Origin of the sequence: Aeromonas sp. S12(2024), from assembly GCF_041402305.1 — a bacterium.
Taxonomy (GTDB): domain Bacteria; phylum Pseudomonadota; class Gammaproteobacteria; order Enterobacterales; family Aeromonadaceae; genus Aeromonas; species Aeromonas veronii.
This window is the reverse complement of the sequence record NZ_JBGLRB010000001.1, coordinates 163,984-178,155: the sequence shown is the minus strand read 5'-3', so window position 1 is coordinate 178,155 and position 14,172 is coordinate 163,984. Positions and strand designations below refer to the sequence as shown.

The following is a 14,172-nucleotide window of genomic DNA, read 5'->3' as shown; positions in this document are numbered from 1 at the left end:
TTACAGATCGGAAAACTCGGGGATATGGGCGCGGCCGCGGCTCTCGAGGAAATCGAGCAGGGCGCGGGGAGAGCGCACCAAGACCCGCTCCAGCGGGAAGCCCGCTTCGGTCACCAGACGGTGGCAGTGGTCAAAATCGCCGAGGCTGAAAGCGACGTGGGAATCGGAGCCGAAGGTGAGGTAGGCCCCCAGATCTCGCGCGGCTTCGACGATGGCGCGGCAGTTGCCTTCGCTACCCGGGCGCGAGTGAATGAAGGAGGAGTTGTTGATCTCCAGCGCCACCCGATAGTCAGCTGCCGCCTTGACCACCGCCTGAATGTCGATGGGAAATGCGGGGTTGCCCGGGTGGCTGATCATATCGACCCTGCCACTCTTGATGGCGTTGATCATCGCCTGGGTGTGAGTGGCCTGATCGCAGGGAGGGAATACCTGCTCATGAAAACCCGCCATGATCATGTCGAGGCGCGACTCATAGCGCTCGGGAAAATCGATCTCCCCGTCGAGGTTTTTGATGTTGGCCTCGATACCCCGCAGGATCCCTACCCCATCAACCACTCTTGGCAATATCGGCAAGTTGGCAAAATGCCAGACATGAGGGGCATCGGCCATCTCGGGCCCGTGATCCGTGGTGGCGAACAGCTTGATCCCCTTGGCCCTGGCTATCGGCAGATAGTCGTGGATGGTGCTGTAGGCATGGGTGCTGGCAATGGTGTGAGTGTGGGTATCGACCGGGTACTTCATCTTCTCTCCCCTCATATTTTGAAAGGGCAGCATAGCAAAGAGCGGCAGCTTGGGCCACGCCAGTGCTTGCCACACTTTGTCACAAAATACCGCGAAGCTGACATAGTCTGAGGGGCTCTGGCTGGCATACTGCCCCCGTCGATACATGCCTGAACTCGCATCGACAGTTTGCCGTCAGGATGACGCGAACTCACTTTCCCCACCGTCGCGCCCTGCGGCGGTTTTTTTTTGCCTGCAAACCGCAAACCGGTAACAGACGCGCAAAAAAAGGCCCAACTAGCATGGTGCAGGTTGGGCGAGACTTAATGTTTAATTGCAGTGGCATAGATATAGAGTCCTGCTTTTTGACTAAGTTCCGCCCACTTTGCTTTTTTCATCGAAAAACATTCTGCTAACACTCATTCACATTCTCTTGACACTTCACGTTATGAAACGTACTTTTTAAACATTCGTTTAAGTGAGGTGTCCAGTGAGTAAAATCGATACCAAAAACCGTATTCTCGACGCCGCTGAAGTGCTGTTTGCCGAGCGGGGTTTCGCCGATACCTCTTTGCGTCTGATCACCAGTGAAGCCGACGTCAATCTGGCGTCGGTGAACTATCACTTCGGCTCCAAGAAGGAGCTGATCCAGGCAGTACTCGACCGTTACCTGAGCCTGTTTATGCCCGATCTCGATGCCCGCCTGCGGGTACTGATGGAGCAGGATCAGCTCACCCTGCTGCAACTCTTTGAAAGTTTTGTCGAACCGCTGATGAAGCTCTCGGCGGTACGGGCCAACGGCCCGGCCATCTTCATGCAGCTGCTGGGGCGCGGCTATATCGACAGCCAGGGCCACCTGCGCCGCTTTATCACCGCCCACTACGGCCCCATTTTGCAGCGGATCACCCAGGCTATCTCCAAGGCCAACCCGGCCCTGTCGCCCGCGGATCTCTTCTGGCGCCTGCACTTCACCCTGGGCACCGTCGTATTCACCATGGCCTCTGCCGATGCGCTGCGCGACATCGCCCTGGCCGATTTTGGCCAGCAGCTCGATGTGGAAGGGCTGGTGCGCAACGTTATTCCTTATCTGGCGTCCGGAGTCGGGGCGCCCGTGGAGTCGACCAGGCTCTCCCTGGCCGTGTAACAACCAACAATAAATCAACGGAAACAGTGAAATAGAAGGAACTTCGGTATGATCACATTGCTTGTCCTGCTGGTGCTGGCGATAGCCGTTGTGCTCGGCGTACCCTCCATCCGTAAAAAGGTGGTAACCCGTCCGGTGTTCGGCATCTTCAAAAAGATACTGCCGCCCTTGTCAGCTACCGAGCGGGAGGCCATGGAAGCCGGCTCCGTCTGGTGGGATGGCGAGTTGTTTCGCGGCAACCCCGACTGGAAAAAACTGCACGGCTACGGCAAGGCCGAGCTGACCGCGGAGGAGCAGGCCTTTATCGACAATCAGGTCGAAACCCTGCTCGCCATGGTTGATGACTTCAAGATCGTCAACGAAACCAAAGACCTGCCAGAACCGGTCTGGGACTATCTGAAGAAAGAAGGCTTCTTCTCCCTGATCATCCCGAAATCCTATGGCGGCCGCGAGTTCTCGGCGATTGCCAACTCCACCATCGTCACCCGCATCGCCACCAAGAGCTTGAGCGTGGCGGTCACCGTCATGGTGCCCAACTCCCTCGGCCCGGGCGAGCTGCTGATGCACTATGGCACCCAGGCCCAGAAAGATTTCTGGCTGCCGGGGCTGGCCAGTGGCAAAGAGGTGCCCTGCTTCGCCCTGACCGGTCCGGAAGCGGGCTCCGATGCCGGCGCCATTCCTGACAAGGGGATCGTCTGCAAAGGGATGCACAAGGGTGAAGAGGTGCTGGGTATTCGCCTCAACTGGAACAAGCGCTACATCACCCTGGCGCCACGAGCCACCGTGCTGGGGCTGGCGTTCAAACTCTATGACCCGGAAAAGCTGCTGGGTGACAAGGAAGAGCTCGGCATCACCTGCGCGCTTATCCCCACCAGCCACCCGGGTGTGCGCGTTGGCGATCGCCACTACCCCATGGGTCTGGCGTTCATGAACGGTCCGACCTTCGGTAAGGATGTGTTCATTCCGCTCGACTGGATCATCGGCGGCCCGGATTACGCCGGTCGCGGCTGGCGTATGCTGGTGGAGTGCCTCTCCGCCGGTCGCGGCATCTCGCTGCCTGCTCTGGGCACCGCTTGCGGTCACATGGCGAGCCGCACCGTGGGCGCCTACTCCTATGTGCGCAAGCAGTTCGGCATGTCCATCGGCAAGTTTGAAGGGGTGCAGGAAGCGCTGGCCCGTATCGGCGGCCTCACCTATCAGCTGGAAGGGGCCCGTCGTATGACCGCCGGTTCCCTGGACCTGGGTCAGGCACCGGCCATCGTCACCGCAATTTCCAAGTACCACATGACCGAGATGGCGCGCCAGATCATGGATGACTCCATGGACATCCACGCCGGTCGAGCCATCCAGCTCGGCCCGAAAAACTACACCGGCTACGCCTACATGGGGATTCCGGTCGCCATCACGGTGGAAGGCGCCAACATCCTGACCCGCAACCTGATGATCTTCGGGCAAGGGGCCACTCGCTGCCACCCGTATGTGTTTGCCGAGCTGGAAGCGGCAGCCGATACCGACGTGGAGCGCGGTCTCGAGAAGTTTGACGCCCTGCTGATGAAGCACATCGCCTTTGGCGCCGGCAACTTCTTCGGTTCCCTGTTCCAAGGGCTGACCCTGGGTCAGTTCAACAGCGCGCCGGTAGCCGGTGAAACCGCCCGCTACTACAAGCAGCTCTCCCGCATGAGTAAAGGGCTGGCCCTGTGCGCCGACGTCTCCATGCTGATGCTGGGTGGCGATCTCAAGCGCAAGGAGATGATCTCCGCCCGCCTGGGTGACGTGCTGAGCCATCTCTATCTGGCCTCCGCCACCCTCAAGCATTACGAGGATCAGGGCCGCATGGTCTCCGATCTGCCGTTCGCGCAGTACGCGGTCGAGCGCAACCTCTACCTGATTGGCAAGGCGTTCGAGGGCTTCTTCCAGAACTTCCCGAACAAGGTGGTGGGTGCCGTACTCAAGCGCGTGGTGTTCCCGTTCGGCGTCGGTTACAAGATGCCGGCCGACGATCGCTGCCACGCCATCTGCCTGGCCATGATGAAGCCGGGCGAGTTCCGCGACCGTCTGACCGCCCTCTGCTATGTGGGCAAGGATGAGGCGGATCCGGTCGGTCTGATGGAGCGTGCCTTCCAGGCCATGATCGCCGTGCAGCCCTACGAGAAGAAGCTGGTGCAGGCACAGAAAGAGGGCAAATTGCCTCGCAAACTGGCGCTGCCGGAGCTGGTTGCCGCCGCACTGGCCGGTTCCATCCTGAGCAAGGACGAAGCGGACAAACTGCTGGCCGCCGATGCCCTGCGCTACGAAGCGATTCAGGTAGACAACTTCGCCCCTGGCGAGCTGGAAGGCTTCTCCCAGCAAGCAAACAAGCAGCCAAACAAGGTCGAGCACGCCGCCTGATCCCTTGGCAAACTAGTACCAAACCGGCCCTCGTGGCCGGTTTTTTTGTTTGTTAACCATGCATTTACAAGCCGGGAGAATTCCAGTTAAATGCTTGAGCCCCTTTGCAGGGGCTTTTGGAAGCAAGGCCAGCGGAATGGCCGATAACAACAACTCAGGAAGAGTGAATGAACCTCGCCAAAACGGCGATCGAACGCCCCATCTGGGTGGCGGTCTCGATCGTGCTGATTTTCCTGCTGGGCCTGCTCAGCATCCGGGGACTGCCGATCCAGCTGTTCCCCGACATCGATCGTCCACACCTCAACATCTCGGTGAGCTGGCGTTCCGCCTCGCCGCAAGAGATGGAGTCGGAGATCACCGACCCCATCGAGCAGGAGATGCAGGGGATTCAGGGGCTCAAGAGCCTCACCAGCGAGAGTTATCCCGGCTTTACCGAAATCGACATGGAGTTTGCCCTCGGCACCGACATGCAGCGGGCCCAACTCGATGTGATTTCGCGACTGAACCGGGTCTCGGGATTGCCGGACAAGATTGGCGGCCCCTACGTCAACAACTACAGCAGCAACGATACCCTCACCTTCTTCTTCATCCAGCAGCTGCCAGGCGCCAAAGGGGTGATCGATGATCATCAGGCACTGATCGAGGCGCGGGTCAAACCCGAGCTGGAGCGCATCGAAGGGGTCTCGACGGTCGCAGTCGAGGGGATCAACGAGCGCCAGATCCAGATCCGCTTCGACCCCTATCGCGCCGCCGAGCTGGGGGTGGAGATCCCGGTACTGGCCAGCCGCGCCACCACCGGCTGGGACGTGTCGGCCGGTACCCTCGACATCGGTCGCTGGGAGTACAAGCTGCGCTTCGCCGGTCGCTACGATGTCGAGACGCTGGGGGACAAGGTGGTGGACTGGCGCGATGGCCTGCCCATCTATCTGCGGGATGTGGCGGAAGTAAGGGTGGCCAGGGAAGAGAACCCGGTGCTGCGGATCCAGAACGGCAATACCGCCATCGCCGCCCAGATCTTCAAGGAGAGCGGCGCCAATGCCCTGGCATCCCTTGAGGCGATCAAGGCCCGGGTGAACGAGCTCAACCGCGAGGTGCTGGAGCCGGTCGGGCTGCACATGGAGCAGTCGTTCGATGCCTCCCTCTACATCAATCGCGCCGTCAGCATGGTCACTGCCAACCTGGGGCTCGGGGTGCTGCTCTCCTGCGCCATCCTCTGGCTCTTCCTGCGCCAGCTCAAGGCGACCTTGATGATTGCCCTCGCCATCCCCATCAGCATCATGCTCACCTTCTGCCTGCTCAAGGTGATGGATCGCACCCTCAACATCATCTCGCTGGCGGGCATCGCCTTTGCCGTCGGCATGGTGCTCGACGCCGCCATCGTGGTGCTGGAGAGTATCTACCGGCGCCACGAGCGGGGGGATTTGAGCAAGGCAGAGGCGGCGCTCGAAGGTACCCGTCAGGTGTGGACGGCGCTGGTCGCCTCCACCCTCACCACGGTCGCCATCTTCCTGCCGGTGCTGCTGCTCAACGATGTGGAGGGTCAGCTGTTTGCCGATCTGGCGCTCACCATCGCCTGCGCCGTGACAGTCTCCATGCTGGTCGCCGTCATCGTGCTGCCTGCGGTGGCGGCGCGCTGGATGGGACATGAAACGCTGACCGACCCCTATGAGTCGCTGTGGCAGCGCACCACTCGTCATGTGATCCGCTGGACCTCGACCTCACGCCAGCGCTGGACGGTCATCACCCTGATGATGAGCCTGCCGGCCCTGGCCACCTGGGCGCTGCTGCCGAAGATGGACTATCTGCCGGACGTGAAACGGGACGCGGTGGATGTCTGGATGAACTTCACCCCCGGGGTCAACCTCAAGGCCCAGCGCAAAGAGGTGATCGATACCCTGATCGCCCGCCTCGCCCCCTACATGAAGGGGGAGAAAGAGCCTGCCCTCAAAAACTACTACATCTTGCGCTACCCGGGGGGCGCCCAGATTGGCGTGCGCCCCAAGGACGAGAACCGCATCAAGGAGCTGGAGAGCCTGTTGATGAAACAGCTGCTGGTGGGTATTCCCGACACCCGGGTGTTCGGCGGTCAGGGGTCGCTGTTTGGCGGCTTTGACAGCGAGAACGGCGTCTCCCTGCTACTGCAGGGGGGTAACCTGCCCGAGCTCTATCAGGCGGCCCGTGCCAGCATGGGGATCCTCAGCAAGGACCTGCCGGGAGCACAGATTCGGCCCGAACCGAGTCTCGACTTCACCGCCCCCGAGTTCAAACTGGTGCCGCAAGATCGACGTCTCGCCGAAGTGGGTTGGGATCGCACACCCCTGCCCACCATCATCCAGACCTTTGGCGACGGCTTGCGGGTCGGCGAGTATTTCGATGGCGAGGATCGGCTCGACATCATGCTGATGGGGCAGAGCTCCGCCAATCCGGACGAACTGAAGGCAGTGCCGCTGGCCACCCCCTCCGGGCGCATCGTTCCCCTTGGCGAGCTGCTGCGGGTGGAGCATGACATGGGCCCGGCCAGCATCTTCCGGGCCGATGGGCGGCGCAGCATCAGCCTGCAGATAGCGCCCCCGTCAGGCATGACCATGGAGCAGGTGCTCGACACTCTGAAAAACCGCAGTTTTGCCGCCATCCGCCCCCTGCTGCCCGCCGGTGGCGAGCTGCGCATTGCCGGCAATGCCGACAGCCTGCAACAGGCGCTCGACAATCTGGGGACCATCTTCCTGTTTGCCGTGGTGATCCTGCTGGTGCTGCTGTGGGGGGTGTTTGCCTCCATCAAGGATGCCCTGCTGGTGCTGCTCACCCTGCCCCTTGCCTCGGTTGGCGGCGTGCTGGCGCTGCAACTGAGCGGGCTGCTGGTGCCGCTGCCGATGGATCTGCTCACCATCATCGGCTTTGTCATCCTGCTGGGACTGGTGGTCAACAACGCCATCCTGCTGGTGCATCAGACCCGCACGGCGGAGCGAGACGGCATGAGCCGCCAGCTGGCGGTGGCCGATGCCCTGCAAAGCCGGATGCGCCCCATCGCCATGACCAGCCTCACCAGCATCTTCGGCATGCTGCCGCTGATGCTGAGTCCGAGCGAGGGGAGTGAAATTTACCGCGGGCTCGCCACCGTCATTGTCGGCGGCATGAGCTGCAGCACCCTGTTTACCCTGATCCTGTTGCCTGCTTTCCTGCGTCTCGGGGAGCAGGTGGCGATCCCACAACCCCTGCGCCAGCGGGCCTGAGCAAGGAGCTCATTGATGACACATATGATTACCCGAATGTTGGCTGGCGCGGTGCTGATTGCAGGCAGTGCGCTGCCGGTATTGGCCGCTCAGGGCAAGATGGTGACCCTGGCGGATGTGACCCAAGGGGATGCGGCCGCCAATATCTGGGTCAGCGGCACGGTGGCGAGCCGTCAGCAGGCGGCGCTCAGCGCCGAAGTAAGCGGCCGGGTGGAGTGGATCGCCGAATTTGGCAGCCGGGTCAAAAAAGGGGACGAGCTGCTGCGCCTCGACAGCGCGGCACTGCGCCTCTCGCTGGAGCAGGCTCGCGCCGAGCAGGCGAAATGGCAGAGCAACCTGCGCTTCGCTCGCGCCGAATCCCAGCGGATCACCCGACTGCACCAGCAAAAGAGCGCCTCCCAGAGCCAGTACGACAAGGCCAGCTACGATGTGGAGCAGGCCGCGCTGGCCGAGCGGCTGGCCGCCATACAGGTGAACCAGATTGAGGAACAGCTGCGCCGCAGCCACATCTATGCCCCGTTCGACGGGGTGGTGAACAACCACTTCATCCAGCCCGGCGAGCATGTGGACGCGGGCGAGCAGGCGCTGGAGCTGGTCAACCCGGATCAGCAGGATATCCGCCTGCAAGCCCCCATTCTCTGGGCCCAGCAGCTGGCACCACAAACCCGGCTGCGGGTGGAGGGGGAGCAGCTGAGCGGTCACGGCGTCTATTACCAGCGAGCCGCCAGCGCCGATCCCAAGTCGCGCCTCATCGAGCTGCGCCTCAAACCGGAAGCGGGCACCTTCATCATCGGCTCGCCGGTGCGGGTTGCCCTGCCACTGGGGGATCAACAGAGCATGCTGCTGCCCCGGGACGCCCTGGTGCTCGGCACCGATGGCAGTGTGGTCTATCAGGTGGCGCAGAGCGGCAAGGCGCTCAAGGTGAATCGGGTGCCGGTCACCGTGTTGTTTGGCGACAGCCAGCAAGTTGCGGTGACCGGCGCCCTCAAGCAGGGGGATCGGGTGGTGGTGCGTGGCGCAGGCAGCCTGCAGGATGGCGACACCATAGCGCTGTTCAAGGGCTAACCACGCCCGACGCAAGCTGGCCAATCTTTGCCCGCTTGACCAGGGACATACAGCCAAACGGGCCACAGTTTGCTATCTTGGCGGCCATCACTCGCGTTTAGAGCAATCAACACCCATGAGCATTATTTTGGGCATCGATCCGGGTTCGCGGATCACCGGATACGGGGTTATCCGGGTCGTGGGCGGCAAGGCCGAATACTTGGGCTCTGGCTGCATCCGCACCGATTGCGGCGAGCTGCCGGAGCGCCTCAAGCAGGTTTATGACGGGGTATGCGAGATCATCACCCAGTTCAAACCCACCGAGTTTGCCATCGAGCGGGTCTTTATGGCCCGCAACGCCGACTCGGCCCTGAAACTGGGGCAGGCCCGGGGCAGCGCCATCGTCGCCGCGGTCAACGCCTATCTGCCGGTGAGCGAATACTCTGCCACCCAGATCAAGCAGGCAGTGGTGGGCACTGGCGGCGCCGCCAAGGAGCAGGTGCAGCATATGGTGACCCATCTGCTGAAACTCTCCGCCACCCCGCAGGCGGATGCAGCAGATGCCCTTGGCGTCGCGCTCTGCCACCTGCACACCCGCCAGAGCCTGATCAAGATGGCCGGCCGCGCCAGCAGCTCGGTACGTGGCCGCTATCGCTGAGCCCTTGTGTCGCCCACGGCTCGTCTCTGTGTCAGCAAATAAAAAACCGCCCCGGATATCCGGGGCGGTTTTTTATATTTCCCCACATAACGGGGCCATCACTGATGGCCCCGTTATGTTTCTTACGTTGAATGGATTTGCCTTACACCAGCTCCCCCAGCGCACCGATAAGGGCGTCGAGCCCTTGGTCAACCTTCGAGCGTGGGCAGCCGACGTTGAGGCGGATATAGCCTGTGCCTTCGGGGCCGTAGGTGTCGCCACGCATGATGGCGACCCGGTATTTCTCCACCAGCAAGGTTTGCAATTCATTCATCCGTTCGGTGGTGTCGATACCAAGCCCGCGCAGATCAATCCAGGCGAGATAGGTGCCCTCGGGCACCCGATAGTCGATGGCGGGGAAGGCACCGTTGAGCCGCGCCGCCACCTGGGTGAGGTTGCCGTGCAGGTAGGCTTTCAGGGCATCGAGCCAGGCAGCCCCATCCCGATAGGCGCTGATATGGGCCAGCACCCCGAGAATGGGCGGCGATGAGAGGCCGTGGGCCGCCTTGAGCCGCTGCAGATAGGCGGTCCGCGCCGCTGCGTTGGCGATAAAGGCGTAGGCGCCGCCAAGGGCGGGAATATTGAAGGATTTGGAGCCCGAGCTCACCAGCGCCCAGTGATCATCCGGCGCCACCTCGCTCCATGGCAGGTAGCGGGCAAAGCTCACATCCATATGGATGTCGTCCGAGATGACCTTGACCCCGTGGCGCTGGCAGATGGCGGCCATCCGGCCCAGTTCATCCCGCGTCCAGACCCGGCCGGTGGGGTTGTGGGGGCTGCAGAGCAGCAAAATCCGGCAATCAGGGCGGGCCGCTTGCTGCTCGAAACATTGCCAGTCGATCTGGTAACTCCCCTCTGCTTTTTTGAGCGGACAAGGCAGCAGCACCCGGTCGTTGGCCGCCAGCATATTGCCGAAGGCATCGTAGGCGGGGGTATGCACCAGCACTCCTTCGCCCGGCGCCGACCAGAGGCTCACCAGCTGGGCAATCACATAGATGACCGAGGGGCCGTAAACCAGCGTCTCGGGGTCGAGGCTCGCCCCGTAGCGGTGGGCAAACCAGTGGCTCACCGCCCCCTTGAAGTCGTCATGATTCCAGCGGCTGTAGCCAAATACTCCGTGCTCAAGGCGGGTTGCCAGGGTCTGGCGAATGCAGGGGGCAGTCTCGAAATCCATATCGGAGATGGTAAAGGGGAGCAGATCGGCATGGCCAAAACGGTCGGCCACATAGTCCCACTGGGTGCAGTAGGTGCCGTGGCGGTCGACCACATGGTCGAAGTCATAAATATCGTGCATGAAGTTTCTCCCTCCATAAACAGGAGACATATTGGGAGAGGCAAACAAGGGGGCTTGCGCCCCCCGTTCGGATCTTATTGGCCGGTTCAGGCCCCCATCAGGCTTTGCAGCTGGTTTTTCACCAGATGCACCTGCGGGCCGATCACCACCTGCAGGTTGTGCTCGTCGAACTTGATCACCCCGATGGCGCCGTTCGCTTTCAATACCTTGTCATCGACCCGGCTCATGTCCTGCACCGACATCCGCAGGCGGGTGATGCAGTTATCGAGCGCGAGAATGTTATCGGCGCCGCCCAGGGCGTTAAGGATGATTTCACCGTTGTAACCGCTGTTGCCGGCCTTCTTGCCTGCGGGCTGGGCAGTCTCGCTGGTCTCGATTTCACGACCGGGGGTTTTCAGGTTAAAGCGCACGATGGCGAAGCGGAACACGCTGTAGTAGATGGCAAACCAGATGGCGGCCGCGACCGGCACCAGATACCACTTGGTGGCGGTACCTTGCAGCACGCCGAACACCAGAAAATCGATGAGGTTGCCGTCGGTGTTGCCAATGGTGACGCCGAGCAGCCCCATGGTCATAAAGCCCAGACCCGTCAGGATGGCGTGAATGACGTAGAGCACCGGTGCCACGAACAGGAACAGGAACTCCAGCGGCTCTGTGATACCACCGATGACGCAGGCCACCACGCCGGAGACCAGCAGCGCCTTGATCTTGCCACGATTTTCCGGGCGAGCGCAGTGATACATGGCGAGCGCCGCACCCGGCAGGCCGCCGAGGAAGGCTGGCATCTTGCCCTGAGAGAGGAAGGAGGTGGCAGAGACCGAGAAGCCGGAAGTGTCGGCGCAGGAGAGCTCGGCGTAGAAGATATTGAGGGCGCCGCTCACCTCGTGACCGCATACCAGCTGGGTACCGCCCGCTTCGGTAAAGCGGATCAGCGCCACCAGAATGTGGTGCAGGCCGAGCGGCAGCAGCAGACGCTCACCGGTACCGAACAGGAAGGGGCCGAAGGGACCAGCGTGGGAGATGAGCGCCCCGATGCCGTTGATGCCGGCAGCAAACCAGGGCCAGACGAACGGCACGACCAAGCCGACTACACCCAGCACCAGCGCGGTGATGATGGGCACGAAGCGGGCACCGCCGAAGAAGGCGAGCGCATCGGGCATCTTGTAGGTGTAGAAACGGGCGTGGAGCTTCGCGACGATCACCCCGACGATGATGGCCCCCAGAATACCGGTGTCGATGGAGCTGATGCCGAGGATCGATTTCACCCCGTAGGCCTTCTCCGCCGCCGCGTCACCGATGACGTTGGCCACGGTCAGGTAGAAGTTGATGGAGAGGTTGAGCGCCGCATAGCCGACGAAACCGGCAAAGGCTGCGACCCCCTTCTCTTCCCGCGCCAGCCCGAGCGGAATGGCCACCGCAAACATCACTGGCAGGTAGATAAAGGCCACCAGCCCCACCTTGGTCATCCAAAGGAACAGCAGTTGCAGCACTGTATTGTCGAGGAAGGGCATGCTCTGCTTGACCGCATCGCTGGTGAGCGAGCTGCCGACACCGAGCAGGATGCCCGAGAAGGCCAGCAGGGCGACCGGCAACATAAAGGTCTTGCCGAGGCTCTGCAGGAACTCCCAGATGGTGGATTTGGCTTGAGGCTTGGCCATGAAACGGCTCCTTGTGAATAGACAGCAATATCTGCGGCTTTCCCCGTGGCTGCTCGTAGCAATCTCGACGCAGAGGCGCGGGTCAGCATCAGGTTTTGCTGGATGATAAAACGTTTTATCAAACTACAAGTGCCGACAGGATCACAGAATAAGGGGGCTGGCTGGCAGCAGGATCCAAATTTGTGAGCCGGATCGGCCAGATGGTGATGTAACGTTTCACTTGGCAACCCAAGCAGGTATGCTGGGGCCTCGCTCTCAACTGTCCGTCGTCCATTCGCCCTATGTCGCCCAAATCCCTCTCTGCCAAAGCCACCAAGATCACCGATGTCGCCCAGCGGGCGGGAGTGTCGGTCACTACCGTCTCCATGGTGCTTAACGCCAAGGGACGTATCTCGCCGGCCACCGCCGAGCGGGTGCAGCAGGCGATAAAAGAGCTCGACTATGTGCCCAACAGCGCCGCCGCCAACCTGCGCAGCCAGCAGTCCAATCTGGTGGGGCTGATCCTGCGCGACATCACCGACCCCTTCTATACCGAGGTGACCGCCGGGGTGAGCGAGGTGCTGGAGCAGCAGGGCTACCTGCTGTTTCTGACCCAGTGCGGCCACAGCCCTGAGCGGCTGCAGCAGAGCATCCACTCCCTGTCACGCCAAGGGGTGGCGGGCATCATCTTCAATCCGGTGCGCGGCGCGGCGGCCAAAACCCTGGAGACCCTGCTCGACTCCGAGCTGCCGGTGGTGTGCGCCGCCCGCTCCTACTATCGGGATGACGTGGACTTTATCGGCCCCGACAACACCCACGCCGCCAAGCAGGCCACCACCTACCTGATCGAGCAGGGCCACCGCCATATCGCCTATGTCGGCGGGCGGGCCGACTCCCTCACCCGCGCCGAGCGCATCGGCGGCTACTGCGCCAGCCTGCTGCAATATGGCCTGCCCTTCAAACCGGAGTGGGTACTGGAGTGCGAGCGCACCCAGCGCAGCGCCGCCGACACCATCGCCCAGCTGCTGCACCAGCACCCCAAGGTGACCGCCGTGCTCTGCCACTACCCCGAGGTGGCGCTCGGCGCCATCTATGGCGTCGAGGCGAGTGGCCGCACCGTGGGCAAGGACAACTACATCGGCCAGCAGGTGGCCCTGCTCGGTTTTGATGACGTGGCGGAGGCCGAACTCACCTCCCCCGCCCTCACCTTTGTCAGCTCACCGGCCCGCGAAATCGGCCGTCAGGCGGCAAGGCGCCTGCTGACCCGGATGCAGCAACCCGAGCTAGCCCCCAACCGCCATATCATCACCCCCAATCTACAAAAGCGGGAGTCGGCCTAAGCTGGCTGGGCAAGCCCGAGCTCACCCCACCCGCCATATCATCACCGCTCACCAGCAAACCGCAGAAGCGGGAGTCGACCAGAGGCACAAGGCTGCGGCGCGCGGGCAAATAACAAAGAGGGGGAGCAAAATGTGAGGCTGCTCACTGCGCCGGCAAGGAGAGATTGAGAGCCAAGTGGAGAGGAATATGATGGGTGCCTCCCTCTCTTCATGAGCCTTTTTATGACCAACCCGCACGATCAGAATCCGCAGACTGAAATCCACCGCTGTGACAAATGCGGCGAGCGTACCCGCCATATCGTGGTGCTGGTCGCCCGCGATCACACTCAGGACATCATGCCCAAGGATCCGCGCAAAGCCTTCTGGCAAGCCTTTACTTCCAGCAGCATCACCAACTGGGCGTTTGGTGAAACACTGGCCTACCAGACCACCCATGTAAAACATCTGATCTGCGAACGCTGCGGGGAGAAGTTTCTGGAGTATTGAGTGGCGGTAGCACCCGGCAAGAAGTGACGCTCAGCTTGCGGTCGCCGCGCCAAGCGGACAGATAACACCCACTTAGTGAGCAATTTATTGATCTCTGGCAGGTTTTTGCCCGACTGCGGTTTTACCCTGCCTCCCTCTCGATTAATATGCCCCACTTGGTAACCATCTTGCAGAGATAACCCTGTGCAGCCG

At 61.7% G+C, this 14,172-nt stretch carries 10 protein-coding genes; 7 read left to right on the top strand and 3 right to left on the bottom strand.

Annotation, left to right across the window (positions count from 1 at the left end; all coding sequences use genetic code 11):
• Positions 1-741, bottom strand: coding sequence for a phosphatase (locus ACB035_RS00835; RefSeq protein ID WP_371166436.1), 741 nt, complete (start codon positions 739-741; stop codon positions 1-3).
• Between the two features lie 469 nt (positions 742-1,210).
• On the opposite strand from ACB035_RS00835, the gene ACB035_RS00830 reads away from it, so the two are divergent.
• The 5 genes from ACB035_RS00830 to ruvC all read left to right on the top strand — a co-directional run bounded on the left by ACB035_RS00830 (position 1,211) and on the right by ruvC (position 9,184).
• Positions 1,211-1,864 (top strand): TetR/AcrR family transcriptional regulator, encoded by a 654-nt coding sequence (locus tag ACB035_RS00830; RefSeq protein ID WP_041208826.1) that lies wholly within the window; start codon positions 1,211-1,213, stop codon positions 1,862-1,864.
• A gap of 48 nt (positions 1,865-1,912) precedes the next feature.
• Positions 1,913-4,252 (top strand): acyl-CoA dehydrogenase, encoded by a 2,340-nt coding sequence (locus ACB035_RS00825; RefSeq protein WP_270905100.1) that lies wholly within the window; start codon positions 1,913-1,915, stop codon positions 4,250-4,252.
• Positions 4,253-4,419: 167 nt separating this feature from the next.
• Positions 4,420-7,482: an efflux RND transporter permease subunit gene (locus tag ACB035_RS00820; protein WP_371166435.1), complete on the top strand. Its 3,063-nt coding sequence runs from the start codon at positions 4,420-4,422 to the stop codon at positions 7,480-7,482.
• Between the two features lie 15 nt (positions 7,483-7,497).
• Positions 7,498-8,547, top strand: a complete 1,050-nt coding sequence (locus tag ACB035_RS00815) for an efflux RND transporter periplasmic adaptor subunit (RefSeq protein WP_371166434.1) — start codon at positions 7,498-7,500, stop codon at positions 8,545-8,547.
• 115 nt (positions 8,548-8,662) lie between these two features.
• Positions 8,663-9,184 carry a crossover junction endodeoxyribonuclease RuvC gene (gene ruvC / locus ACB035_RS00810; protein WP_005334512.1) on the top strand — a complete coding sequence of 174 codons (522 nt, stop codon included), beginning with the start codon at positions 8,663-8,665 and terminating at the stop codon, positions 9,182-9,184.
• Between the two features lie 142 nt (positions 9,185-9,326).
• Here the strand turns inward: ruvC and ACB035_RS00805 are convergent, their stop codons facing one another.
• Together ACB035_RS00805 and malX are read right to left on the bottom strand one after the other, a co-directional pair.
• The gene (locus ACB035_RS00805) at positions 9,327-10,517 is read right to left on the bottom strand and encodes a pyridoxal phosphate-dependent aminotransferase (RefSeq protein WP_279505469.1); all 1,191 of its coding nucleotides are present in this window, start codon (positions 10,515-10,517) and stop codon (positions 9,327-9,329) included.
• 86 nt (positions 10,518-10,603) lie between these two features.
• Entirely contained in the window at positions 10,604-12,175 is a 1,572-nt protein-coding gene (malX, locus tag ACB035_RS00800) for a maltose/glucose-specific PTS transporter subunit IIBC (protein WP_279505472.1), read from the bottom strand.
• 281 nt (positions 12,176-12,456) lie between these two features.
• Between malX and ACB035_RS00795 the strand changes: the two genes are divergently transcribed.
• Together ACB035_RS00795 and ACB035_RS00790 are read left to right on the top strand one after the other, a co-directional pair.
• Positions 12,457-13,494: a Mal regulon transcriptional regulator MalI gene (locus tag ACB035_RS00795; RefSeq protein ID WP_371166433.1), complete on the top strand. Its 1,038-nt coding sequence runs from the start codon at positions 12,457-12,459 to the stop codon at positions 13,492-13,494.
• A 222-nt stretch (positions 13,495-13,716) separates the two neighbouring features.
• On the top strand, positions 13,717-13,980 hold the full coding sequence (locus ACB035_RS00790) for a hypothetical protein (RefSeq protein ID WP_371166432.1): 264 nt from the start codon (positions 13,717-13,719) through the stop codon (positions 13,978-13,980).
• The last annotated feature ends 192 nt before the right edge of the window (positions 13,981-14,172 follow it).